The sequence below is a fragment of the Lederbergia graminis genome (assembly GCF_042655485.1).
Lineage (GTDB): Bacteria > Bacillota > Bacilli > Bacillales > Bacillaceae_C > Lederbergia > Lederbergia graminis.
In genome coordinates this window covers 400,059-423,945 of record NZ_JBHSMC010000001.1, presented here as the reverse complement: position 1 = coordinate 423,945, position 23,887 = coordinate 400,059, and the positions used below count along the sequence as shown (strand labels likewise).

Sequence of the window (23,887 nt, the reverse complement as noted above, 5' to 3'; positions counted from 1 at the left end):
AGCCAATTAATTAAAAAATGTATCTGCAATATCCTCCACATTATTAATTGTTGGGAGTTTTCCGTCTTCATCTCTAATAATCAAATAAGAACCAGTGTCTTGTTTTTTGGAGTTTTCTTTATGTCTAATGATTAACTCTATTCCATCTCCTTCATCTTTCTGTAATTGAAAATAGTAATTTAGTACACCTTCTTCTATATTTCTAGCTTTATTCTTATCATATGGGACATCTAAATCAATGTAGATAGTAAGCCATAAATCATTTTTTACATCTACTATTTCTTTGAAAAGTAGATTTATATCTTTGTTTACTCCATCTCGAAATCCTACATTTACATCGATTTTCTTTATATTATCAATATACTTATGTGCGTATCCCCATTTGTTTAAGACTTGCGTTCTCCATACTTCTTCCATATAAAAGTCAATAACATCGTTTTTGCGCTCCCAGGCATCAAATGTAATTCCATTGTCCGTTGTTAATGTAACACCATAACCCATATCCTTTGAATAATAACCCTCTTTTTTAGTAATCGTAATATCATATTTCTCTTCCATTTTTTCTTGTAAATTATTAGCTACTTCGTTTATTTTATCCTTTCGACTGTCTTGTGAATTTTTAAAACTAATTGCAACAATGATGATAATAACCATAAGCGAAATGATACTGATGATTAATACCCATTTCTTACTCATTACGCATCCTCCTTTTTTATAGATTACATCGCTTACATTAATAAGAAGATTCATTATAAAACACTAAAAAATAACCCACCCAAGTGGGTTATTTTAATTATTGTTGTATTTCTGTCGTTGAGTGAATAAGCCATTTATAATCATTATTGTTATTTTCATCTGCCCTTACAAGATGGTGAATAAATATTGTATGTGCCTCCAACTGATTAGTCCCGTCTGTACATGTAAGGAATTGCTCCAATTTTACATTTGCAGTATTCTCGTTAATTTCTAAAAATTCAATGTTTTGAAGCTCAACTTTTATATTATCATAATTTTGGAAGAAATCTGTAGTAATATCCACTGTTACTTGATAATTAGGTGTTTGAGGGTCAATCGTATTCATATACTCCTCTACACTTTCTATTTCCATTGCATCTGCATTTGCTTCTATTGTTCTAATGATTTCTTCTTCATCACTAACATCTTCTATATCAAGATTGGAATATAGTTCAATAATTTTATCCATATCGGGATGAGTGATATTTAATTCTTTAAAGTAATCAAAATCCTGTAATACGAAATCGGCAAATATTACTTGATCTGTTACTTGGTCATATTTATGTTGAGAGTAGAGCTGGAAAGCTTCCTCATAATTATTGGAGAATAAATATGCATGTGCTAGATTGACAATAAAAAGATTGGAAGTGGAATTAATATCAATGGCTTTTTGAGCAGATTCGACTGCTTCATTTGGCAATTCATTTAATATCTGGAGATAGGATAAATCCCCATATGAATCCCCTAATTCCTTAGGATTCTTTTGGAATATCGAATCTTTTGCTCGTAATTCCTCTAGCTGTACAACACTATTTTGGATATCTAATAAAGCATATGCATGATAACCTAGTGTTCGTTTCATTAGGGAAATGTTTCGATTTAGTACACCTATTGCATACTGTGCATCAAAATTCCCATCAAATTCATATAGAATATTGGCCATATCTCTTGCTTGTATATATAGACGTAAAGCACCTATATAATCCTTATCTTGATTTAGATTATACCCATTGTCCCAATATTCATATACGATATCTAGATGCTGTGATTTAACCGATTCTTCGTCGAATGGCAGTGCAATTCCCTTACTTACTTCAATATCAATAATTTCATTTTCATTTACGTTTTGCTCGGCCTGTAAGGATTGTTTTATGACGATTCCTTTATTTACGTACAAACTTTCAACATACGATATCATCCCTAAAATTAACCCTTTTTGCTCCAATAATGTAGTTGCTTCAGTTTCATTTAAATTAATAAGATTTGGAACCATTACTTCATTTATCACGATATCTTCTTCATCGTCAGGTTCATCATCATCTTTTTGAGGTTGTTGTTGCTTATCTTTTGGAGAATCATTTGTAGTAGTGGAATTGCTGTTATTTAAAATGAAATGATTCACAACAAATATGGCGCTGATACTTATAATGATTATTAATGAAGCACCTGCTCCAATCCCAATCCAAAGCCATTTTGCTGTTTTTTTCTTAGGTTGTGCTACTGCATCTTGCTTATATTCCACATTCATATTAGGAGTAATAACGAGAGATTTTTGATGAATTTGACTATCGTTGCGTTGTTTCTTCCATATCATGATTAGTATTATCCCTACCATCATAATCAGTAACGCAATACCTGCGATCACAATCACCCATATGAATGGAAAAGAATTTTCTTCTGAACTTGGATTTTTCGAGTTAGTTATACTTGAATCCACCTGCTCTTGATCATCTGCTGTCATATATTTTATTTTGAGAGAATCTAACATCGGAATTAGTTCATCCACTCGGACTGCACCATTAATTCCAGTTGCCGTCGTAACGGTAAACGTATTAATTCCTAACACATGACCATTATCATTGATTAGAGGACCACCTGAATTACCAGGATTAATGCTAACATCGATTTGAAAAATCCCTCTACCTTCTTGTGTTGTAATTTTACTAATTATCCCTTTTGTAATTGAAACATCATCTGGATCACCTGAAGGAGAATCATCAATAAGATCTGCATCCCCAGGAAAACCAAGTGCATATACTTCTTGACCAGGCTTAACACTTTCAACATTCCCAATTTCTAGTGGCTCTCTATTCGTTAATTCTTCGGTTAATTCGAGAATGGCTATGTCTTTTTCTTGATCATAGTCAATTACTTTTGCTTTCATTCGATTATTATCAGTAATCAAGATGTGAACATCTTCGAGATTTGGTTCAATTACGTGATAGTTTGTAACAATATGTTTTACAGGCTTATCTAAGCCAATTGCAAAGCCAGTACCTGTGTACATTCGACCAGTAACATCCATACATAAAATTCTTACAACACTGTTACGAAACTCATCAATTGATTTTGCTTCGGCGTTTTTCTGATTAGGAAGTAACAGGATGAAACTCATGAGTAATAACGTAATGAAAAAAAGAAAAAGGTACAGTCCTTTTACAGATCTCAATTTATCAATCATCCATCAATCCTCACTTTCATCACTAAGCAATTTTTAAAAAATTTATATGCTTAAAAAAGTCCTTAATCGTATATGTATGTCAATCGAGAAAGAAATTGCTTATCCATAAAGCTATTACATAAAATGAATTTTTAGGTTCCATATTATGTTAAATAACTTACTTGTAGGTAAAGTGAAATGGATAGATAATGTCGATATATTGAATTTTTTCAGTCTGAAAAATGAAACTTTAGGATCAACAAATAAAAATCCACCAGTCGTTACTTGGTGGATTTTTAGCATTTAACTATCAATTTTCCGCAATGATTTGGTTTAATGCTTTATCGATTGTGTCATACTGAAAGGAAAATCCATACTGTAATAATTTTTCTGGTATGACCCAGCGACTTTTTAAAATTAATTCTGTTTCTGTTCTAATTAAAATTGCCCCTAATTCAAGCATCCATTTTGCTGCAGGTAAACCGAACTTTCGATTAAATGCTACTCTTAGTTCTTTCATTAATGTTTCATTTGTGACTGGATTTGGGGTCGAACAATTAATTACTCCATTCATGTCTTCTCTATCTTTAATAAAGAGAAGAATATTATACAAATCCTCTACATGGATCCAGCTAAACATTTGCTCACCAGAGCCTTGTTTACCTCCAAGGCCAAATTTCACCAAATATTTGTATGGGGTCATGACACCTCCGCTTCCACCTAATACAATGGAAATTCTAAGAGCAACTTGACGAGTTTTTGGTAAAGTAAATGAAAAGAAAGTCTGCTCCCATTGTTTTGCAACATCTACTGAAAACCCACTGCCAATTTCTCCTTCCATTTCTGTCATTGCACGGTCCTCGGCATGTCTGTATATTGTTGCAGTACTTGAATTAATCCAAAGACCAGGTGGATTTTTACATTCAGATAGAGCATTTCCTAATATTTTAGTAGTTTTTATTCTTGAATTAAGAATTTCTGCTTTATTTTTATCATTATATCTGCAATTGACCGACTTTCCTGCTAGATTTATTAACATTTCAGCATTTTCTAATGCATCAACAATTTCATGTTTATTATCCCATGAAATATTTGGAGATTGTCTGGAGATAATTTTCACTTCATATCCTAAGGTTTTGAACTTATTTTCAAAATACTTACCTATAAAACCAGTACCTCCAGCAATCACGATTTTCTTCTTCATAGTTAACAACTCATTTCAAACTTATTTCTCTAATTTTGTAAAAAAATCTCTAAATATGGCATCTCTGTCTACATGATAGGCATAACGGATGAAATGCCTAGAAGCATCAACACTATATGTGCGCTGATCGGTCAAAACTGGACTATGGATAATTTGCGTTGGAATAAAATGATGATTGACTAGATATGCAATCGCCGCAAGATCCCAAATCACTTTGGAATACGCGTAGTGATTGTCATGGTATTCTTCAAAGCGCATTGTTAAGAAATCACCAATTTCTCCTTTTCCTTTTACGAATTGCTTCATTTCTGAAAGAGTTGTATGAAGATGTGAGGTAACACCCATACACGGAATTAATACTAACGGAACACCACAGTTTAATACGGTCTGGGCAGATACCACGTCTTGTTGTAAATTAAATTCACTTGTATTTGGCCAGTGTAAAGCATGACCACCTAACCATACCACTACAATTTTCTCGATAATTTTTGGTTCTATTAATATAGCAGACGCGATATTAGTGATTGCACCTATTGCAACGACATATAACAGTTCATCATCTGGTGTTTCCATTGCTCTTTTTACTAAATCATTAGCTGCTTCACTTTGTAAAGGTTCATTTACATTGTTTAAGAACGTATTTGATCCTTTATAAACAAAATTATCGTGAGACATATTAATTCTTTTTAAAATCCTTAAAATTTCTTCATAGCTTTTTTCCATTCCATCCAATGGACTTGTAGAACGATTATTAAGGAATGGAGCGGCATAGATTGCTTCTACTTGTAATTTTTCTTGAGAAAATAATGCATAAACAATTGCAAATTGATCATCAATCTCATTGAAGGTATCCGTATCCAGAATCATTCTAACCTTGGATGTTGGCGGAGTTAATTTTCTTAGTAACGTAACATCGTCCATCTTTTGAAACATATAGTCCTAGCCTCCATATTAAAGAGTCGTATACTAGATAGTTCTCCTAACAAGAGAAAAAATCCTTTAAAAGATTACTTCAATAAAATTGCAATTAGGGAAAGACTACAACCGATCGCAAAAAATATGATACCGAATTTAATACTTTTAGTTGAATCATCTACAAATTCATTGGAGATAACATTTCCGACATTTATATTTTTAAAGTTTCTCCAGAACTTAACATACTGAAATATGCTAATAGTCCAAAATATTATCGCCATTAGTACAAGAGTTAGGATTATCAACACTACCTCTCCCCTTTATTAACGGTTCACCTTTTTACGAATCAATGGAAGTAAAGGCTTCAATAATAACAAAAAAATCAACTCTTTTTTAGAGTTGATCATGTAGTGTTTTTTCTTCTGCCAATTAAATACATAATTAAACCAAATAAAAAACCTGCTATAAGCCATATCCAAACAGGTAAGGCTGTCTTTTCTGTTACCTTCACATTAGGATTAATTGCACCATTTTTCTCTATATATTCTTGGACATCTTTTTGTTTGATGGAAAATGTTTTACTATCCAATACTTCTATTCCGTTTATATTTACTTTGATTTCTAGGGTATACATACCATCTTCCATGACAGAATGGTTCCATGATATTGGAAAATTGATTTTTGATTTTGGAGCCATTTTAATGGATTGAAATTCTCCGCTAAATAATGTATTTTCTCTTTCATCACTCACAATATATGTCCCATTAATATCCTTTTGAATGTAATGGGCATTATTGATCATCTCCAAAAGAATTTCACCTTTATTTTCTGGCGAGAAGCTAGCACTTCCAAATGTGAAATCTGGCTTTGTCTCATTCGGGAGGGATAGTTGAATTGCAATCGCATGAACAGATTCAGTTTTTAAGATAAAATTAGCTGTTTCATTATTCTGTACCTTATCTTTTTTTGCATCTTCATTAATTGTTTTAAAACGTACCCCTCCTAAAATCGTAGCCGCATTCGTTTCAGGTACTTGAAGAGTGAGTGGTACGACTGTTTGAGAATAAGGTGGAATGATGACACTGTCTGTAACTGTAATATAATCCTTCAGTTGAATTGCATCTGAGAGTAAAGAGGTATGAGGTGAAGACATTTCCGCTTCATACATGATTCCACCTTTAGGATTCGTATACGCATTAGCCGCTTCAATATAAACTATTAACGTTTTATTTTGATTGTTTTTAATGCGTACGTTTAACGATTGGCTTGATTTTTCATCAACAATTAGATCAAAATATCCTTTCGTACTTTTAATCTGATTATCGGGATAAATCGGTTCCACAATGATTGGCGCTATATTCTCATCTGCATTGACTAGCAAAGAGGGGATAAGGAAAAATACTGTAACCAATGTTACGAACAAAGAATAAAAAAACTTCATTAACTAGACCTCCAATCTTTTCGTATTTTACCCAAGATGGAAAAATTTATAAAAAAAAGACCAAGTCTTTATGACTTAATCTCTAGAAATTATAGTTATTATGGGCCAGCATTAAAGTTAACTGTAATAGTGGAAGTATAAGTTCCAGCTTTTACATCTTTCGGGTTTAGGGTTAATACAAGCGCCTTTTCAGGGAATGAAATATCGAATTTACCCATTCCGCCATTTTGATTTGCTGATAAGATTTTATAACCACCAGTACCGTTGTCGATAGTACTTGAATCTGAAATTGTAAAAGTACTTATATCAGAAGATCCTGCTAGTGGAGTAACTTCCGCTTTCTTTAGAGTTAAGGAATTTAATGGAAGTGTTTTTGCTCCTTCTAATTCACCTGTAGTGAATTGAGTTGCTTCTACATAAATGTCCCAACCTTCACCACTTCCGCGTGCATCTGTTACGGTAAAGGTACCAAAATCTGCATCTGCTGTTTGGATAGTACCATCTAATGTAACAGCTGAAAAATTTCCAATAGTTGGCTCCGTTTTTTGTAATGTTCCACCTGTAATTGCTGTTGAACTAGCAAAGGATGAAGTTGCAAATGCACCTACGACAAACCCCATTGCGACTATCCGTAAAGCAAGTTCTTTAAATTTATTCATTAAAAATATCCCTCCAAAACAAATTTGTGTTTTTGCATCGGAAGAATTTCGAATTCCACAAAAAAAAGTCTGTTTCATTCTCCATTCTTCAGCAGCCCAGCCACCATAGCAAATCGCGTTAGGTCTGTTGGCTTTGCGTCATCGTTTTTCAAGCAACTTTGCCTTTATTAAGAATGAGATTAGAACAAAACTATGACTCTATTTATCTATGTCCTATTTTGTTGTTCTCTCTGAAACTAATAATATTAAAAACAACGAGAGTTGAATAGATATTGATTTTTACCAAAGTTGCTTATAATTTCCTGTGATATTTTGGACTCAGCTCACTCCAAACATCAAATTTATTACCATTTACATCATGAAAAACAAAATTTCTTCCAGCGTGTCCTCTGTCCTCTATATCTCCTACAATAACATCCTTCTTTATTAATTCTTTATGTATTTTTTCTAAAGCATCTATACCATTTACTTCGAATGTAAGCGAAAATTGTTCTTTTCCTTTATAATCAATAAAATTTGCAGTTTGTTTTTCATTCGCTTTCACAAGAAAAAAGCTTTGATCAGCAAGGTTAATTATTGCTTTATCATTGTCTTTATAACTTAATTCTGCATCTAATCTTGTAACATACCATTCAGTTGCAATATCTACATCTGTTACAGGAATATATGTTGTCCCTACTCTTATTAACTTTTGTCCCATCGAACTTTCCTCCAACCATTTTTTTCACCAAAAAAAAGTGATTACTAATATGCAGAAATCACTCTAATATTGGTTTTTCTATTAATTCAATTTTTTTCACCTTTGCAATACTTGGCTTTCCTTCTGTTATTTCACCGCCAATTGTCGCTTGAATTTTATCGCCTGCTTTGAATTTCTTCGTATTAATATCTTGTAACTCTAAAAAGTCATATAAATAAGCATCTAATGTACCATCTTGAATACCTTGTTGAATTTGCTTATATTCTAGTATGTTCAAATTTTCACCGATAACGAGTGAGTCTTCATTTACTTGGATAATATAACCTTGAACGATTAATTCAGAATGGTTATCATGCTTCTGTTTTGCTTGCTGGATGATATATTCAGCTATATTTGTTAATTCAATCGCAGCTCTACTGTGATCACAATTATTCCAATAGAATTCTCTTTCTCCCATTATAAATTTATAAGAATTAATATTATCTGCACTGCATGTAGTATAGAATTCACCTTCTGCTTCCAAGAGATTTTGAAAGATGAGCCTTTTCAATACTTCTTGTTTCACTTCAGTTGGCAGTGTTAAAGCTTGTATTTCATTATTTTCCGTAATGGTATTCGTCCATGTATTTATTTCATTAACAAGCTTTTCACCATACATTAATTGAAAATCAAATTGATACCGTTTCAAGTCAAAGTTTATTTCTAAAAGATCGGTTGTACCATTAGGATAATCTGGACAGCCAGTAGCGAAGAAGTTAATTCTTGTCTTATTTGTCTCTTTAATAATATTTTCACATGTAATGGTTGTAATACCTTCCGCTCCTATGTCACTTGCAATGTTATCTATAACTATCTCAATATCTTCTCCGTTGTAATTTAAATCAACTACATCCGTCCCAAAAACATTAAAAGTTAAAAGTCTTATTTTTGATGGCACCTCATTATTAGTATCCTCATAAAACGTTTCCATTTCATCGTAGCCATCAATGCCGAATGGTAGACTATAAACTTCAATATCCTCAATCCCTTTAACATACGGTTTCGGACTGTGTTTATAAGTTGTGGGAGGTTGTATTTCCGTATCAAATGTATTGATGATCGTCATCTTTGTATTACATGCGGTCAGAATAACTGCTAACATCAAAAATACAAAAAAATATCGACCTCTTTTCAATTATTTGCACTTCCCTTTGTAAAATAGTTGATTATAGAGATGATCTGCTGTCTGGGATTGTATTTGCAAGAATAATATAAAAAAGGAATGAAACGGGTACAATGATAAATAATAACCTTACGCCAAATGAAGACACCCCTAAATATTCAGCAATCCCACCGCAAACACCTGTTAATGATCGATCTGTCGCTGATCTACGTAATCTTTTTTTCATGAAATTCCTCCATTATTTAAGTTATTTATAATTGGGATTCCTTACATATACCTAAGAAAAAAGTGTTAATTGCCCAAATGTAATTCATCTATTAATACATACGTATTAAAATTCAATATGCTTCAAAATTACTTAAACTTATTGTTTATATTGTTACATCAATAATACCATTATCATAATTAACTAAAAAGTTTCGGATTTATTCACCCAAATCGCCTTAGTATAAGCTAATTTCATACCGGCTCTTTCCATATTATTTTGACTCACTGACCCATACTTTGCTTGACCTGTTATAAGTTCACAATTTTTCATTAATGCTTTATACATACGTTGCTTAATTAAAGCCGATTGAACTCCATTATTACGAAAGCTTGGAATTGTTGTAGCGGCAGAGAGTGTTGCGATTTGATTATTTATATGTAAGACTCCTAATCCTATCGGGGTACCTTGCAAAAACGCGAGATAAAAAGTCCATCCAGGGTGATCAAATAGTACAGCATTATTTTGGGCTACGGCCCCTTGTAGAAATGAGGGCATTCCAAAACCCTTAGTATATATTTCTGAAAAAATACTAAATTCCTCTTTCTTAATTTCTCGAATAGAAATATCATGGACCATTAATTGTTTATCCAATTCTAATTTTAAAGGCATGTAGAGGGATGAATGAAAGTCGATTTGATAAAATCCTTTTTTATTTAAATATGTAAGTAATTCTGATGAAGTATGAGCAGGAGTTAATTCAAAGCGTACAGGGATATTCTTATTATTGTAAAATTGGATTATTTCGTCTATGTAAGGTTGGTCTCCTTCTTTTAAACCTTTTACAGTATTAAATGCAGGACCAGGTATATTTTTTGCTGAAAATGCAGTTGCATTCCCAAACCTTTGAATGTCCACTTGCATTGGATTTCCATCGATTTCTTTAATAGCTGAAAGACGTGAGAATAAAGTGATTACTTCCGCATCCTCTAATCTTTCTCCTAACTCTTTCGTTAAAAATACCGACACGTTATCACTTCCCGAAAATAGTTTTCCTGAATTGTTCTACAACTGAAACTAATGTGAAAGCTGTTAGCAAACTAGTTTATGAAAAATGAATCAACTTTTTAATATAGTATCTGCAAAGGCAACTGTTTGGATAAGATTTGGAGCACTTTCTAATGTGGCACCATCTTCTACACACCAGCAAATACCCATTGCAGTTTCCACAAACAGACATTTCCTTATGATATCGTTTGGAATATGTAATCTTTTTTCTAGAAAGGTAATTACATTGTTTATCTTCATATATAAATCAGGAGTAATTTCATCTTCAAATTCATTTAGAATAAACCTTGGAATATCGAAAATAGGATCTCCGATTACCCCTTTAGGATCAATGATTTTATACACTCCGTCATGACCCAATAATATATTATCATGATGAAAATCACCATGAAGAAGCAACATTTTACTAAATTTAGTAGTTAGTGATAAGCAAATGTCCTCTGCCTTTTTCATATATAAGTACAATTCCTGAAAATCTTGTCTACGACTCATATATTCAGTAATTCTACTTACCCAATCCATATAGGTCGGATATATTGCTGCATTTTCTGGTTCAACATGTAATCCTTCATAAAGTGAACAGAATATAGAAAGTCGCTTTTCGAGGGACTCTTCGTTCCTTAAAGGAGTTCCCGGTTTAACATACTCTTCTAATATAACTCCGTTTTCAATATCTTCCTCAAAAACATGGATGAATCTTTGACCCCTGTACTCTTTTAAAGTATTGAATTCTGTCCGTATCTCTTTTGATGAGGGATTCCCTATTTTTAATACTACATTACCGAAGGTATCAGAATAACACTTGAAAACTATATTTGCTGAATAAGAAGGGATAAATTTTAGTTTAATTAAATTCCACCTGTTGGAATAGACTGCTACATCTCTTAAAACCTTTTGATAAAAACTCTTTCCAAAACGATTTTGAATACGATCAATCTCACTTTGTTTGAAGAGATTTGGCTCATTCATAAAATCTATCCACTCCTTTTTACTTATTAGCTCTGTTAAACTCTGTTATTGATTTTCGCTCCTGTACACTCGCTTTCCGCGGGCACGGCCTCAGCTAACTTGGCAAAGAAAACCGCTTTGCCAAGTGGATCTTCGGCTCGTGCTGTTCCCGCAGGAGTCTCGTGTACATCCGCTACAATCAACTAAGTTGTTAACAACAATGAACGTTAACAGACCCTACTTTTTAGCAACTATTAAAAAACGCTGTGAATTTGTTTGTATTCCTTTTTTTGTTTGATTATCTTTAATAAAATGTTTTAGCGTTTCAAAGTCCTGCTTATTTGCGCCGAAGTTTGGAATAATTGGTGTGTGTTTCAGTAAAAATATTAAATCCTCAGGACTTTGGTAATATTCAATAGCATTGTAATCATAACTTTGAATATTCATAAAGCCCGCTTCCATCAATTCCTTCATATACTTTTCTTTTAATGTCCCATCATTACTTTTAAGCGGGACATTAAATGCATTCTTTAAATTAAACTTGTCCCCTTCTCCTACCTGCTGTGTCAGAAAAAAACCACCAGCTTTTAAAACCTTGGCAACTTCTCTTGCAGAAAATGGAGCATGTCGGCACGTGATTACATCAAAAAACTCCTTTGGGAACTGTATATCTTCAGAAGACATTTGAAAAAGCCTAACGTTTGACTCTCTAGTTTTATTTAGATTTGATTGTGCTCTTTCCACCATTTCATGAGACAAATCAATTCCAATTAAAAGAAGGAAATAAGGAGCGATTTTTAATAAATTCTCTCCTCCACCTGTACCTATATCTAAAAGTACATCAGAAGTTTGAGATTTGCTTCTTACTTCTTCGTAAAAATCCCATTGAACTCCTTCTGCAAAGACCTTCAACTTACTAAAATCCCAACCATTTTCTTTGCCAACTTTATTATAAAAATTCTCATAATTTATTAGATTCATTTCGTCCACCTAATACATATTTAATTAGTTCGTACTTTTTTCATTTTAACGAATGATACAGCAATAACAGTTAACATTACGGCAGAAAAAGAAGCTATTATGATCGATACGATTACAAAACTATCAACAAAAATGCGAATACCATACCATGGGGTTATTAGTAAAATTACGTAAGGAATTGCCCAATCTGCATGAACTTCAGTAACATTAACATATCCCATATGGATAGAGAAAAATAATGTTAAAATCCAAAAAATAGTATATACAATTAGCGCCTTACCATTTTTTATTTTTACCGAGTTTATTAACACAAAGATCCAAATTGTGATATAAGCAAGTGTAGCAATTAAATTTAAAATAGTTGCAGGACTCCCCATCAAGAAATGATTAAAGTTCAAAATCAAGCAGCCGATACCTGTAAGAGTAATAATGATTGTCCCTTTATTTATCACTATGTGATCCTCCTAAGGATTCATTCAAAGTCAATTAATCTTCAACTTTCTCTATACTCTTTCGATGAAAATATCTAATTAGGATTACCGTAACAATCCATAGTATGAGTCCAAAGAAACTAATACTGAAACTGTCTACACGGAAAATAAAAACCTTTAATGGATCTATATCGAATACATAACCAATTAACAAGTAGATAAATAAAACTGCTAAAATTAATAACAAATCTTTCCTGTTCATATTAAACATGGAAAAATAACCTCCTTTCTCTCCTATACAAATAATTGTCATTCAAATTGAAAAACAAACTGGGCCTCACAAAATTTTGCCGGATTAATAATTGTAAAATCTAGAGCAAAAAAGTACTCTTTTTCGCCAAAATGATTCAAGTAATTAAGTTTCTTTATGTTTAAATTAAGCTTGTTTTTATCATAGTTAATTTTCAAAGTTCGTTTCCCGAGTAATGTAATTCCATATTCATGTTTAGATATTTCAAATATCGGAGTGATGAACCTTTCCACAATCGATTCTGGTTGATGATGAAAACTATATGTATCTTCTAACTTAAGAGTAGGCTTTACAGATTTTTCCCAAGTAAATGTACGCGTGAATTTGTTTAACTCTGTCAGTTTATAGGCTTTTGACATATCGAGTGAAAACTGGTCTACATCTTGTTCAATCTGAACATCCAAAATAGTTGCTGAAAACTTCTCCCCTGCTTTTTGATACTGACCATTAATAATTGGTACGGAATGACCTTGTGATCCATTTGTTACATATGAATAACGTCTTGCACCAAAATAATCTTTTGTGTACATACCTGATCCTAAGTCTTGTAAAAATACTTCATCGTCAGCTAGTAACATAAAGTGACCAACATCATTATGATTGTGTGGCTCCTCATTATTTCCACCTTTCGTAGCAAATGCATGACCATTTTTCCTCGATAGTATCCAAGCAGATTTTTCCATAAAAAAAGTGGTATCCTTCCATGGACTTCCTTTAGCCTCTTTACGATACCAAAGTAAATTACGGATTACTGGAGCCCAGCGACTACAATGATCTTCTGTATAATGTGCACGTAGTTCATTTTCAGGGATTTCGACATCATCATAAATAGTGTTTAAATAATGACTAAGGCCGATAAAAATATTTTTACTTGGAACTGCATCAGAAAAATTTGCTAGTTTATTTTTATGTAGGAACGTCTTTTGTTGGAAAAGAGCAATTTGGTGAACCTTTTCAGATGTAAAAAGGTTGATTGTATCATTCGTTTTCTTTTTTAGTAGATCAGCAAAATATACAAAAAAACCGAACCCATATTCCCAATATCCATAACCCTCTAAACATGTCCCGTCCTCTTGGAATCCTTCTAAGTAATAATCCATTGTTACAAGCACTCGTTCTAATATACTGGAAAGCTCTTCGTGGTCCTGTAATAAATGAATTGCAGCTGCACCAATTGAACTAGCACAAACAGCTGCCCAATTATGAGTTGCGGTTTCCCAACCAAATGTTTGCTGCTGAAATGGCCAAAAAATACGTTTATATAGCTCTTGATACACCCGTTTCTTAATAAGCGGATCCAAATGTTCACCTATTAACTGTAATATTTCTGCTAAAGCAAAACCAGTTTCGGCAGCAAATAAATCAATTACTACTTCCTCATTCTGTTGGGAGTATAATGAATATGAAGTTTTTTTATCATAACTAAAATGCGCAGGTAGACACCAAGTATACTCATTACAGATAGACCAAATAATATTATGAAGTTGTTCACGGTACTCCTTATTTTCTGAATCTATCCATACCATTATGGCAAATGTATTTAAACGACGTCTTTTCTCAAAATAGGCACGTTCATATTGTAATCGTTCTCCAGTTTGCTCGAATATATTAAATAATGAATAACTTAATTCTGGAATTGGCTCCGATAAAAGTCTGATAGACTCTTCTTTTATTTCCTCTACCATAGCTTGAAGTATTGATGAGCTACTAAGATTCTTCTTCCATGTTACTAACCTACCTGTAGGAAACAGGCATTCCTTATTGATAAGAAGACGTTTAATATCAGTTTTATTCATTTTTACCTCCCACCTATTTTTCGCACTTATTTACTCTACTTTATCTTCGACTCATGCTGCGGAAAGCCCTTCCATTTCACCATCTTTTCTTTCTTAATTGTACAGTTTTCTATATTCTTGAATTGCTCTTTGATGAATTTCCCTTGCTCGTTTTTGCGTCTGTTGCTTTACTTCAGGGAATTCCTCCGCTTCAATATAATCTGCTAATACATCAATTACTTCATCCAGCAATTTTGCTCGAAAATACAATGCCATTCTTTCCATCATATTTTTACCGACTATTTGTTCGATGTAATCACGAATGTATGAGAAATTAGTAGTCTTATATAAAGGCCAAAGAAATACAGAATAATCCATTGCAGCATCTCCGGCTAAGGTAAGGTTGTCCCAATCAATAATGCAATAATTATGTTGCTGAATTAATACATTTTGCCAGCCGATATCGTTATGTACAACATCTGTTGCCTCTTCTTGAAAGTTCGGATGACTCAACACCATTTCTTGTATGTTATCTACTTCCTTTTGCATCCAATCAATCGTATTATCTTTTACAAAGTATAAAAGTTGTTTCCCTTGCGTAATAATGTCCAAGTCTTCCTTAAACCTTGTGATGTACTCTTCTTTAAACGTGTCTGCATACGTAACTGCCCTATTCAAACTAATTAGCTCTTTAAGATAATGATCTTGATGTAACTTGTTCAGTAATGGAATTATCTTTTGAACAAATGGTAAAGGATTTGATATTGTATATAGTGCTTTCCCATCAAAATATTCGAAAACTAGTCCATAAGGATATCCTTGTAAAACTTCCTCTTTTATCTCAAATACAAGTTTTGGAGCAAAATAGTTCTTAGTTAACTGCTTATTTACTAGTTTCCATTGCAAGAGACTTGATACCATTTCTTCTTTGACAAACTTAACGTGTAGTTTTGTTTCTCCATCTGTTATCTGATAGGATTGATTGACAAAGCCACCAGGGTTCCAAATATATGTTGCTTTTATATTCTTTGCACATAAGCCTAAAGGAACGGAATTCCTCTTTGCCCAAGATGAAACTATCTTTTCAGATATGGAAAGATTCATAAAACCACCACCATTATATAAAGTATTTTCATTTAATTATCATTTATTATAAAATTAAGTTTATTATTATTTATTTTACATGAAGTGGTGATAGAGTGAAAATTAGATTATTACATGAATGTGATGCGGAAGTTTACAGAGTGATCCGGCTAGAAGCACTAAAAAATCATCCCGAAGCATTTTCTTCTAGCTATGAACAAGAACATGTACGCCCAATTGAGCAATTTAGAGAAAGATTTAGAAATGAAGGTGCTTATACGTTTGGTGCCTTTGATCATGAAGCACTTGTTGGAATTGTAACTTTAGTTAGAGAGTCCCATGATAAGTTAAGGCACCGCGCAAATATTGTGGGTATGTATGTTAAATCTGAAAAAAGAGGGCAAGGCATTGGTAAGTTACTAGTAAATACTGCACTTCATAGAGCACGGCAAATCGAAGGATTGGAACAAGTGTACTTGTCAGTAATTTCGTCTAATGTATCTGCAAAGAAACTGTATTTAACATGTGGTTTTCAAGTATTTGGAACAGAAAAAAATGCATTGAAACTTGGTGAAAATAACTATTTTGATGAAGATCATATGGTGATATTTCTTTAGAATAGAAAACCACCCAAAGGTGAATCAATGATTCTATCTTTTTGGGTGGTTAATTTTATGTTGCTGGTATTCTCTATACAGTACAATTAATTGTTCTCTTACTTTAAATTTCATGATGAATAATGGGCAAAACATTAGAATGGAAATAAACCACATTGTAATCCTCATAATGCCTAGTTTTTCATACCAAAAAGCTTCACTGACGAATAATATTAGATAACCAAGTAAGAAATTGAAACAAACCGATATGTTGGTCTTAAAAGCATCAGGAAAGGCTCTTTTCCCTAATTCGAAGTGTATCTTAATAAAGAAGTAGAGAACGATAACTGTTAATAAAACACTTATTAAGATGAAAGTAGGAATATGTTTATTAATTAGTTGTGTGATGAAGATTCCAGCTAATAGTATAATTATTACGATATTCCCTTTTCCAGAGAGTTCAAGATAACTAGTAACTTTTTGTAATTTATTTTTGAAGTTTACACCTAAGAAATCTAACTTGCCATCGTACGTATTTTGTATAAAGTTTTTTATTTCGGCACTCGTTACTTCTTCAATTTTTCTGTTAGCAATATCATTTTTACTTTTTTTCATTACAAATAACTGAATAGAAAAATTCACAGCAAATAGTACACCCGCAATAATGTTTGCCAATAACATGTTAATATGTACAAATAAAAAAATAAAATGTAATACTAGGACGATAACTCTTACTGAAAAGTCTATGAGTAAAATATTTTTTAATTTGTTTTTTTGTCTTCGAATTGCTTCTTCTAGACCTACTACGGAAAAGCTGAATGCCATATAAAATAAAGCTTGGAGGATGTAATCATCTCCATGTTCAAAGTAGTTATATCGGTGCATCATGATGAAAAAGTAAAAGGCGATAGTTGCAATAAAAGTAATTTTTAATCTCTCTTTCATGTTTATTCCTCTCGTTGTTCTAGAGTTTATCTATTATGTTCATGTACTTTGTAATCCAAGCTTTGAATGAGATATCTTCTTCCCAATCCACCATGTTCATTGCTTTTGCACATCCCCAATCTAACACTCGCTGTTGCAACATATGTAATTTTAAGCGCTGCTTAAATGCATATGGGTCCTCTCTATCATCGTAAAAGGATTGAATAAAATGTTTTGCTACACCGAGCTCATTACTATCTATAAAAATAGTTAAAAACTTTATCAAGTCAGCAACCGGATCTCCAAAATAACTATTCGTAAAATCGAAAACCCCAGAAACATACCACCCATCGTCATTCTTATCTATTAAACAATTACCGGGCTTGAAATCCCCCATTACAAAGGTAGGTCTTGTTAAACTAGATAAATAAGGTAACGTTTCATTAAGGAAGTTAGAAGTCCAATCCCAGTCTTCATTCGTAATTGTTGAATATTTTTCTGCATCTTTAAGCCAATATGTAACACGATTATGTAGCCACTGATCAAAAGACTGCTCAAATGGCTGTAAACTTTTCGTAATTGGGTTCCATTCACCATATGTTGAGACTTTCCAGCTATGCATTTCCTTCAATGCATTTACTAGTGCAGTTGTTATCTCTTTTTTTTCCTCTATTGTATAGTTGTCTATATGTAAAAAATGAAAACCTGGTAATAAGGGCATTATGGCATATGGGTAAGGAAATATTTCAAGGGATGAATCAATTTTATATGGCAAAGGAAGTGATAGATTTGTACGTTTTCCCAGTTCTGAAATAAAAAATCCTTCCTCCTCAAGCTGCCCTTTATATACTGGATTGCCTTTGATAACAAATACCCCTTCAGTTGAAGTAACGAACATTGTTTGTTTCATTGCCCCATTTTTTGTTTTATTTGCTTTTATCAATGCTCCTAAATGATATTTTTGGAGAATATTTTGTATTTCATCATTTGCAATATCCCCTAACCCGTGTGAGCTAAATAGTATTTTTGTTGTCATGTGAATGCTCTTATTCCTCCTATTTCTATTAATTCCATACTAAGTTTCCGGTAACTACTTTTCAAGCTTTCCTCTAATAATTAATCCTTTTCTACTAATTATGCATATTACTAGATTCAAGTGGGTATACATTTACTATAACAAACTATTCACTATTATCTTTGTAACACTTTTGTAACAAAAGCAATCTTTTTGTTAAATAGGTGAAACTTTTTTCCAAGTCAAACGTCTATATATATGTAGCAACAATTGAGGGGTGATGTAATAATGAATAAAAAAATTAGTGTAATTGTATTTATAACGTTATTTTTAATCGCAGCGACTGTGTTCCCTTATAACGGAAAGCCTAGTAATGTGAATGCGTCTGATAACCCGGTAATGGAATTGGAAAGCCCTCTTGAAATGAATAATGATGATACGATTAATATTGAGAATAATGATAATAATGTTCTTCCTGTAAGTAATAAAGATGAAGTAGAAGAAATCGCTGAAAAATATCCAGATGAATTAACAATCGACAATGAAGTTTTTGTAAAAATAATGGATGATGAAAAGTTTAAAGAAATCAGTGATATTGCTCTTTCATACGGTGCAGCATTATATGCAATACCATATAGTGACGTATTCGTCATCATAAAAGATGAACAACCAATTTTCCATATGAGTGCAGGTGTTAAAGGTGCACTTCCAGAATATAGCACAATCCTTAAAGAAGCTTTTAATAATGATGAGTATAGTGAGTTCACAGGTTTGTTAGACAACATTGATTATGTTGTAAATACAGGTAAATCTGTTGACGTTGAGCTGGAAGATTATATCGGTTATTCTATTTTCCAATCAGATGGATGGATCATTGTTTCTTATTAATAGAAAAAACGCCAAGTGCAAAATAAGCACTGGCGTTTTTTAGGTTTAAACTACTTCACTTCTCCTCGTTCGATCGCTTTTATGAGATTTTTAGCCGCTTTTTTCACTACACCTTTTGGATTATCTACCATCTCTTGTGCAGTTCCTAATATCTCTAAAGTATATTCTGAAGTAGATTGACATACAATTAGCAATCCTTTTAAGACTCTTGCCCGATGCTTCCCTTCCCACAAATACAATGTATCTTTTAATATAGGGTAAGTGAGTTTTGCTTCTGCAGGGCCGACACTAGCATAGTTACATAGTGTTTCAATCGCATAATCTCGAACAATCGTACTCTTATCAGACTTAATCTTCTCTTTTAACGTTGGTATTATTATCGTTATTTTTTCAGGTATAAATGTGGTAATCAAGGCAATCGCATGCATCGATTCCCAGCGTACACGAGTTTTTTTATGATCTAGGAGGTTCATTAACCTATCTGCATATGGGACAATTTTTTCTGGTTCCTGCTCTGCTACCATGGTACAAACCTCTGCACAATCCCCTAGTAGTGCAGTGTCATTTGATAATAGACCTTCGCCAATTTCTTCAATTAATTCTTCATTTTGTATGCAAGCATGAGCAACTTTACGATTTCCAGCTTCTGTTTTTTCTCCGATTTGTGATGAAAGTTCAGTTAAAATAGTCAATCCTCCACACTCCTTTTTCTTTACGTATGAACTGTTGTATACATCTTACTATATTAGTGAGTATGAGCATAAGCCATATTATATTTTCATATTATGTTCAAAAAGGAGGGGATACATTGAGGAAAGTGACAACGAAGTATTCTTCTCTCGAATATCCAAACGATATGTTAACACTCATTCGAAATGGGTTAGTACCAACTAATTCACCCAAAAAAGTTCTTATTGTTGGAGCGGGTATGGCTGGTCTCGTGGCAGCTTCTTTGTTAAAAAGAGCAGGACATCATGTAACAATTCTAGAAGGGAATAATCGGATTGGTGGTAGGATTTACACAGCTAGACAGCCCTTTACACCTAATAATTATTTAGATTTAGGTGCGATGCGAATTCCTGACACACATGTTCTTGTCTTTGAATATATTCGTCATTTTAACTTAGGTATCAATAAAATGATAAATGCTACACCAAAAGACTTAATTTACGTTAATAACATCCTAACTACTCGTGAACAATATGATAAAAATCCAGATATATTGGAGTTTCCAGTTCAAGGTTGGGAGAAAGGAAAAACCGCAACGGAATTGTTTTTAGAAGCAGTCCAACCATTTCTAGATATATATGAAAACAGTACTCCTGAGCAACAAGAGGAATTAAAAAAACAATATGCGGATTACTCGATGGAGGAATTTTTAAAAGAAAATCCGTACGGTGAATCGATGTCAGTGAGTGCGATTCGAAAAATTAGTGTGATGCTCGGTATTGAGGGATTCAGGGAGTTATCGTTTATCGGTATTCTAACAGATATTATTTTTCCTATTTTCAATGAGGAAACACAATTTTATGAAATTAACGGTGGGAATGATCACCTCCCCTATGCATTTATGCAGGAACTTGGGAATGATATTTATCTAAATCAGAAAGTAGAAAGAATTATCCAGAATAACAATGGAGTATTGGTACAAACAAGAAATCCGATTACTGGGCAATATGCGTCGTTCACTGGTGATTATGCAATTATTTCAATTCCATTTACCACCTTACAATTTGTTGATATTCTTCCCTACCATTCTATCTCTTTTAAAAAATGGCAAGCAATTCGAGAATTACTTACTCTTCCTTCTGTAAAGATTGGGATCGAATTTAAATTTGCTTTCTGGGAAAAGCTTCAGGTTGGGAATGCAATTACAGACCTTCCTACTCGATTTAGTTATATCCCTAGTCATAGTATTGGGACTGGTGGTCCAGCAGTATTACTTGCAAGTTACACATGGGGACATGATGCATTGCTATGGAATAGCATGACGAATAAGGAAATCATATATTATGCATTAAAAGATTTATCTAAGATTTATGGAAGTGTCGTGTATGATCAATTTTTGCAAGGGATTTCATTTAATTGGAGTAAAAATCCCTATTCAGCAGGATGTTTCACGTTATTTGCACCAGGTCAAAAAACAGATTTTGGTGATGCTATATCTCAACCTGAAGGAAGATTACATTTTGCTGGAGAACATACTTCATCCTTTCACGGCTGGATTGAAGGAGCGGTGGAATCTGGAGTACGAGCTGCCTATGAAGTAAATGTGAGAGATAATAATATACTATAAAGGGGATGGGACAATGTAATTTAGGTGAACTTTAAAATCGAACTTTTAACCAGTTAATTTAAAAGAAAGTTCGATTTTAACCCACCCTTTTTAATTTTTTTACGTCACTCTCAACATCCACTCAGTCTGATAATGATGTATATTTATCTTGTTTATAATTAGCGATTTTTTCCATATATGACTCCAAAGTATTAGCCTCTTCTCTTAGTTCATCAATGTAAACATTCCCCTTTATTCGACCACCTTGGAGGACAATGGCACGATCAATTACATTTTCGATTTCATCAATTAAATGAGTCGATATAAGAATTGTCTCGTCTGCTTGAAGACTAGAAACCATCATTTTCAAGAAATCCCTTCTTGTAAATATGTCTTTACCAAGAAATGGTTCATCCATCACAATATACTTAGCACCTTTAGAAAAGCCTGCACAAATTTCTACCTTTGACTTCATCCCTCTAGAAAAGGTCTTAATTTTTCGATGTCTAGGTATCTCAAAGTATTCTAGTAACTGTATAAACTTATCCATTTTAAAATATGGAAAGAAGTCTCCTAAAAACGTTGCATATTGAATAGGTGTCATATCTGGAATATAGCTACCTTCTTCCGTTATGAACGAGATTTTATCATACTGTTTCATAACTGGTTCACCTTCCATTATTATTTCACCTTCAAATAGCGATTTTAGACCCATAATTGATTTTAACAACGTAGTCTTACCACTACCATTTTCTCCTAAAATTCCGACTATTTCACCTGTAGGAATTGTGAGATTTATCATGTCACCTCCTAAAAAGCGTTTACTATATTTTAAAGTAACGTCTTTGAGTTCGATCAAAACTATCACCCTCTCACTCTAAAATCAGTAGATACTGACATTCATAAAATTCCGAAACTCATCATTATTAATACCTATCGAACCTTTTTCATTCGTAAACCTGAGATAATCATCATGTATATCTGTTTCAAGCCTACCTTCATATATCAAACCATTCTCATCGTAAACATAAACTTTAATATATTTAGGCAAAAGCACAGCCCTATTGACATCATTTTCTTTTGCCCGATCTACCGCAGTATTAACAATGTATAGTTTGTTATTTTTATAATACATTTCTTCAATATTGTCAGAATCTCTGCTAGTAGAGTTCGTAAACCTTCCTTTATTAATCCCAATTATCTTCACTTCATCCGTAAAGTCGATACTTATAATCGTTTTTTTACTGTCATTTTCAGTGGAACCTAAACTAGGAAAGCTTAATATTAGTAAGTCGTTATAACTAAATGAATCATAATTGCTTCGATGAACTTCTTTTGCTTCAGGATTTTCTTGATCTCCAATAAAGAAATCATCTTTTAAATTTGTTTCACCGAGTTGGGTACCTGTCTCACTATCAAAAACTCTAATAGTTAATTTGTGATTTTTAATTAAAATTAGTGCTAATTTGTTACCTACTGCTTCCAAACCTAGTACTTGTATCCCTGTTTGGTCATTCACTTTATTTAATTCAAAAGTAGTTAAAGTGCGAGGATTATATTTTTCTTGTATGGTATTGATATAATACTCGGTAAACTTCAGTTCGTATATTCCATTTACTCCTCCTGCGTTAGAGGAAGTTGGAGCAGTGTAAAATACTTTATCACTAATTGTGGTTAAACCGTAATGGTGTGTATTTACAAAGGATACTCCGTACAGACTTTTTGATAGATTATATTCAATATCTGTTATGATACGCGCATAACTTGAACTCGGTGTTTTACTATAATCCTTGAGCTCTACCTCGAAATTATTCGTTATTTGTCCAGCACGATGAAAAGTAAATTCCTTCTCTGATTGTTGTTGATACATTGTTTGGGGAATATCTAATACATCTGTTTTATAGTTCACTTTTCCATTTTCTACTATAAATTTTGTTCGATGGTATGCATCGGCTAACTCCCCAGATATTGAAATTCCATTTAGTACAGATCGTTCTCCTTTTACATCCTTCCAAATGAAATTAGCATTACTCTTTGCAGCATGTACTTTTGATAAAAGTACAGTGAGCAAAATAATGGAAGCAATTAAAGTAAGAATCGGCAAATGTCTCTTAATTTTTTTCAATTAGACT

Annotated in this window: 25 protein-coding genes and 1 riboswitch; of the genes, 3 read left to right on the top strand and 22 right to left on the bottom strand. The window is 32.9% G+C overall.

The genetic code is table 11. From position 1 onward, the window contains the following. Nucleotides 1-6: 6 nt before the first annotated feature. The 17 genes from ACFPM4_RS02200 to ACFPM4_RS02120 all read right to left on the bottom strand — a co-directional run bounded on the left by ACFPM4_RS02200 (nt 7) and on the right by ACFPM4_RS02120 (nt 16,078). Nucleotides 7-696: a hypothetical protein gene (locus ACFPM4_RS02200; protein WP_382347203.1), complete on the bottom strand. Its 690-nt coding sequence runs from the start codon at nt 694-696 to the stop codon at nt 7-9. A 97-nt stretch (nt 697-793) separates the two neighbouring features. Then, the gene (locus ACFPM4_RS02195; protein ID WP_382347200.1) at nt 794-3,196 is read right to left on the bottom strand and encodes a trypsin-like peptidase domain-containing protein; all 2,403 of its coding nucleotides are present in this window, start codon (nt 3,194-3,196) and stop codon (nt 794-796) included. Between the two features lie 289 nt (nt 3,197-3,485). After that, the gene (locus ACFPM4_RS02190; RefSeq protein ID WP_382347197.1) at nt 3,486-4,379 is read right to left on the bottom strand and encodes a TIGR01777 family oxidoreductase; all 894 of its coding nucleotides are present in this window, start codon (nt 4,377-4,379) and stop codon (nt 3,486-3,488) included. Nucleotides 4,380-4,400: 21 nt separating this feature from the next. Then, the gene (locus ACFPM4_RS02185) at nt 4,401-5,312 is read right to left on the bottom strand and encodes a nucleoside hydrolase (protein ID WP_382347194.1); all 912 of its coding nucleotides are present in this window, start codon (nt 5,310-5,312) and stop codon (nt 4,401-4,403) included. A 74-nt stretch (nt 5,313-5,386) separates the two neighbouring features. Continuing rightward, the gene (locus tag ACFPM4_RS02180) at nt 5,387-5,575 is read right to left on the bottom strand and encodes a hypothetical protein (protein WP_382347191.1); all 189 of its coding nucleotides are present in this window, start codon (nt 5,573-5,575) and stop codon (nt 5,387-5,389) included. Between the two features lie 122 nt (nt 5,576-5,697). Continuing rightward, nucleotides 5,698-6,735, bottom strand: coding sequence for a DUF916 domain-containing protein (locus ACFPM4_RS02175; protein WP_382347188.1), 1,038 nt, complete (start codon nt 6,733-6,735; stop codon nt 5,698-5,700). A 98-nt stretch (nt 6,736-6,833) separates the two neighbouring features. Beyond that, nucleotides 6,834-7,394 (bottom strand): WxL domain-containing protein, encoded by a 561-nt coding sequence (locus ACFPM4_RS02170; RefSeq protein ID WP_382347185.1) that lies wholly within the window; start codon nt 7,392-7,394, stop codon nt 6,834-6,836. A gap of 87 nt (nt 7,395-7,481) precedes the next feature. Further along, a riboswitch (cyclic di-GMP riboswitch) is annotated at nt 7,482-7,567 on the bottom strand. Nucleotides 7,568-7,686: 119 nt separating this feature from the next. Further along, nucleotides 7,687-8,094 carry a VOC family protein gene (locus ACFPM4_RS02165; protein ID WP_382347182.1) on the bottom strand — a complete coding sequence of 136 codons (408 nt, stop codon included), beginning with the start codon at nt 8,092-8,094 and terminating at the stop codon, nt 7,687-7,689. Nucleotides 8,095-8,152: 58 nt separating this feature from the next. Next, nucleotides 8,153-9,235 carry a DUF3221 domain-containing protein gene (locus ACFPM4_RS02160; RefSeq protein WP_382347179.1) on the bottom strand — a complete coding sequence of 361 codons (1,083 nt, stop codon included), beginning with the start codon at nt 9,233-9,235 and terminating at the stop codon, nt 8,153-8,155. 64 nt (nt 9,236-9,299) lie between these two features. Continuing rightward, complete coding sequence (locus tag ACFPM4_RS02155; protein WP_382347176.1) at nt 9,300-9,482, bottom strand: PspC domain-containing protein; 183 nt, start codon at nt 9,480-9,482, stop codon at nt 9,300-9,302. 183 nt (nt 9,483-9,665) lie between these two features. Next, on the bottom strand, nt 9,666-10,490 hold the full coding sequence (locus tag ACFPM4_RS02150; protein ID WP_382347173.1) for a GNAT family N-acetyltransferase: 825 nt from the start codon (nt 10,488-10,490) through the stop codon (nt 9,666-9,668). 90 nt (nt 10,491-10,580) lie between these two features. After that, complete coding sequence (locus tag ACFPM4_RS02145) at nt 10,581-11,498, bottom strand: aminoglycoside phosphotransferase family protein (RefSeq protein WP_382347170.1); 918 nt, start codon at nt 11,496-11,498, stop codon at nt 10,581-10,583. A gap of 216 nt (nt 11,499-11,714) precedes the next feature. Beyond that, on the bottom strand, nt 11,715-12,458 hold the full coding sequence (locus ACFPM4_RS02140; RefSeq protein ID WP_382347167.1) for a class I SAM-dependent methyltransferase: 744 nt from the start codon (nt 12,456-12,458) through the stop codon (nt 11,715-11,717). A 20-nt stretch (nt 12,459-12,478) separates the two neighbouring features. Next, nucleotides 12,479-12,910 carry a hypothetical protein gene (locus ACFPM4_RS02135; RefSeq protein WP_144929007.1) on the bottom strand — a complete coding sequence of 144 codons (432 nt, stop codon included), beginning with the start codon at nt 12,908-12,910 and terminating at the stop codon, nt 12,479-12,481. Nucleotides 12,911-12,944: 34 nt separating this feature from the next. Continuing rightward, nucleotides 12,945-13,160, bottom strand: a complete 216-nt coding sequence (locus tag ACFPM4_RS02130; RefSeq protein WP_382347164.1) for a hypothetical protein — start codon at nt 13,158-13,160, stop codon at nt 12,945-12,947. Between the two features lie 38 nt (nt 13,161-13,198). Then, nucleotides 13,199-14,995, bottom strand: a complete 1,797-nt coding sequence (locus tag ACFPM4_RS02125; protein ID WP_382347162.1) for a heparinase II/III family protein — start codon at nt 14,993-14,995, stop codon at nt 13,199-13,201. Nucleotides 14,996-15,088: 93 nt separating this feature from the next. Further along, nucleotides 15,089-16,078: a phosphotransferase gene (locus tag ACFPM4_RS02120; RefSeq protein ID WP_382347160.1), complete on the bottom strand. Its 990-nt coding sequence runs from the start codon at nt 16,076-16,078 to the stop codon at nt 15,089-15,091. A 95-nt stretch (nt 16,079-16,173) separates the two neighbouring features. Here ACFPM4_RS02120 and ACFPM4_RS02115 point away from each other — a divergent pair, with 95 nt between their 5' ends. Continuing rightward, the gene (locus ACFPM4_RS02115) at nt 16,174-16,674 is read left to right on the top strand and encodes a GNAT family N-acetyltransferase (protein WP_382347157.1); all 501 of its coding nucleotides are present in this window, start codon (nt 16,174-16,176) and stop codon (nt 16,672-16,674) included. A gap of 33 nt (nt 16,675-16,707) precedes the next feature. Here ACFPM4_RS02115 and ACFPM4_RS02110 read toward each other — a convergent pair whose 3' ends face one another. Together ACFPM4_RS02110 and ACFPM4_RS02105 are read right to left on the bottom strand one after the other, a co-directional pair. Next, on the bottom strand, nt 16,708-17,598 hold the full coding sequence (locus tag ACFPM4_RS02110) for a hypothetical protein (protein WP_382347153.1): 891 nt from the start codon (nt 17,596-17,598) through the stop codon (nt 16,708-16,710). A gap of 19 nt (nt 17,599-17,617) precedes the next feature. After that, the gene (locus ACFPM4_RS02105; protein ID WP_382347150.1) at nt 17,618-18,613 is read right to left on the bottom strand and encodes a phosphotransferase family protein; all 996 of its coding nucleotides are present in this window, start codon (nt 18,611-18,613) and stop codon (nt 17,618-17,620) included. 267 nt (nt 18,614-18,880) lie between these two features. Here ACFPM4_RS02105 and ACFPM4_RS02100 point away from each other — a divergent pair, with 267 nt between their 5' ends. Beyond that, nucleotides 18,881-19,480, top strand: a complete 600-nt coding sequence (locus ACFPM4_RS02100) for a hypothetical protein (protein ID WP_382347147.1) — start codon at nt 18,881-18,883, stop codon at nt 19,478-19,480. Between the two features lie 50 nt (nt 19,481-19,530). Here ACFPM4_RS02100 and ACFPM4_RS02095 read toward each other — a convergent pair whose 3' ends face one another. After that, nucleotides 19,531-20,172 carry a HEAT repeat domain-containing protein gene (locus ACFPM4_RS02095; protein WP_382347144.1) on the bottom strand — a complete coding sequence of 214 codons (642 nt, stop codon included), beginning with the start codon at nt 20,170-20,172 and terminating at the stop codon, nt 19,531-19,533. 125 nt (nt 20,173-20,297) lie between these two features. Here ACFPM4_RS02095 and ACFPM4_RS02090 point away from each other — a divergent pair, with 125 nt between their 5' ends. Next, nucleotides 20,298-21,776, top strand: a complete 1,479-nt coding sequence (locus tag ACFPM4_RS02090; protein WP_382348138.1) for a flavin monoamine oxidase family protein — start codon at nt 20,298-20,300, stop codon at nt 21,774-21,776. Between the two features lie 121 nt (nt 21,777-21,897). Here ACFPM4_RS02090 and ACFPM4_RS02085 read toward each other — a convergent pair whose 3' ends face one another. Further along, nucleotides 21,898-22,557, bottom strand: a complete 660-nt coding sequence (locus ACFPM4_RS02085; RefSeq protein ID WP_382347141.1) for an ATP-binding cassette domain-containing protein — start codon at nt 22,555-22,557, stop codon at nt 21,898-21,900. Nucleotides 22,558-22,638: 81 nt separating this feature from the next. Then, the gene (locus ACFPM4_RS02080; RefSeq protein ID WP_382347138.1) at nt 22,639-23,880 is read right to left on the bottom strand and encodes a hypothetical protein; all 1,242 of its coding nucleotides are present in this window, start codon (nt 23,878-23,880) and stop codon (nt 22,639-22,641) included. Nucleotides 23,881-23,887: the final 7 nt, after the last annotated feature.

Bases quoted from the DNA above. Each gene is read 5' to 3' on its own strand.
- ACFPM4_RS02140 (WP_382347167.1), bottom strand. From the start codon at position 12,458: ATGAATCTAATAAATTATGAGAATTTTTATAATAAAGTTGGCAAAGAA.
- ACFPM4_RS02100 (WP_382347147.1), top strand. From the start codon at position 18,881: ATGAATAAAAAAATTAGTGTAATTGTATTTATAACGTTATTTTTAATC.
- ACFPM4_RS02110 (WP_382347153.1), bottom strand. From the start codon at position 17,598: ATGAAAGAGAGATTAAAAATTACTTTTATTGCAACTATCGCCTTTTAC.
- ACFPM4_RS02170 (WP_382347185.1), bottom strand. From the start codon at position 7,394: ATGAATAAATTTAAAGAACTTGCTTTACGGATAGTCGCAATGGGGTTT.
- ACFPM4_RS02195 (WP_382347200.1), bottom strand. From the start codon at position 3,196: ATGATTGATAAATTGAGATCTGTAAAAGGACTGTACCTTTTTCTTTTT.
- ACFPM4_RS02180 (WP_382347191.1), bottom strand. From the start codon at position 5,575: ATGGCGATAATATTTTGGACTATTAGCATATTTCAGTATGTTAAGTTC.
- ACFPM4_RS02200 (WP_382347203.1), bottom strand. From the start codon at position 696: ATGAGTAAGAAATGGGTATTAATCATCAGTATCATTTCGCTTATGGTT.
- ACFPM4_RS02160 (WP_382347179.1), bottom strand. From the start codon at position 9,235: ATGTTAGCAGTTATTCTGACCGCATGTAATACAAAGATGACGATCATC.
- ACFPM4_RS02190 (WP_382347197.1), bottom strand. From the start codon at position 4,379: ATGAAGAAGAAAATCGTGATTGCTGGAGGTACTGGTTTTATAGGTAAG.
- ACFPM4_RS02155 (WP_382347176.1), bottom strand. From the start codon at position 9,482: ATGAAAAAAAGATTACGTAGATCAGCGACAGATCGATCATTAACAGGT.
- ACFPM4_RS02130 (WP_382347164.1), bottom strand. From the start codon at position 13,160: ATGTTTAATATGAACAGGAAAGATTTGTTATTAATTTTAGCAGTTTTA.
- ACFPM4_RS02165 (WP_382347182.1), bottom strand. From the start codon at position 8,094: ATGGGACAAAAGTTAATAAGAGTAGGGACAACATATATTCCTGTAACA.
- ACFPM4_RS02105 (WP_382347150.1), bottom strand. From the start codon at position 18,613: ATGACAACAAAAATACTATTTAGCTCACACGGGTTAGGGGATATTGCA.
- ACFPM4_RS02085 (WP_382347141.1), bottom strand. From the start codon at position 22,557: ATGATAAATCTCACAATTCCTACAGGTGAAATAGTCGGAATTTTAGGA.
- ACFPM4_RS02145 (WP_382347170.1), bottom strand. From the start codon at position 11,498: ATGAATGAGCCAAATCTCTTCAAACAAAGTGAGATTGATCGTATTCAA.
- ACFPM4_RS02175 (WP_382347188.1), bottom strand. From the start codon at position 6,735: ATGAAGTTTTTTTATTCTTTGTTCGTAACATTGGTTACAGTATTTTTC.
- ACFPM4_RS02120 (WP_382347160.1), bottom strand. From the start codon at position 16,078: ATGAATCTTTCCATATCTGAAAAGATAGTTTCATCTTGGGCAAAGAGG.
- ACFPM4_RS02185 (WP_382347194.1), bottom strand. From the start codon at position 5,312: ATGTTTCAAAAGATGGACGATGTTACGTTACTAAGAAAATTAACTCCG.
- ACFPM4_RS02125 (WP_382347162.1), bottom strand. From the start codon at position 14,995: ATGAATAAAACTGATATTAAACGTCTTCTTATCAATAAGGAATGCCTG.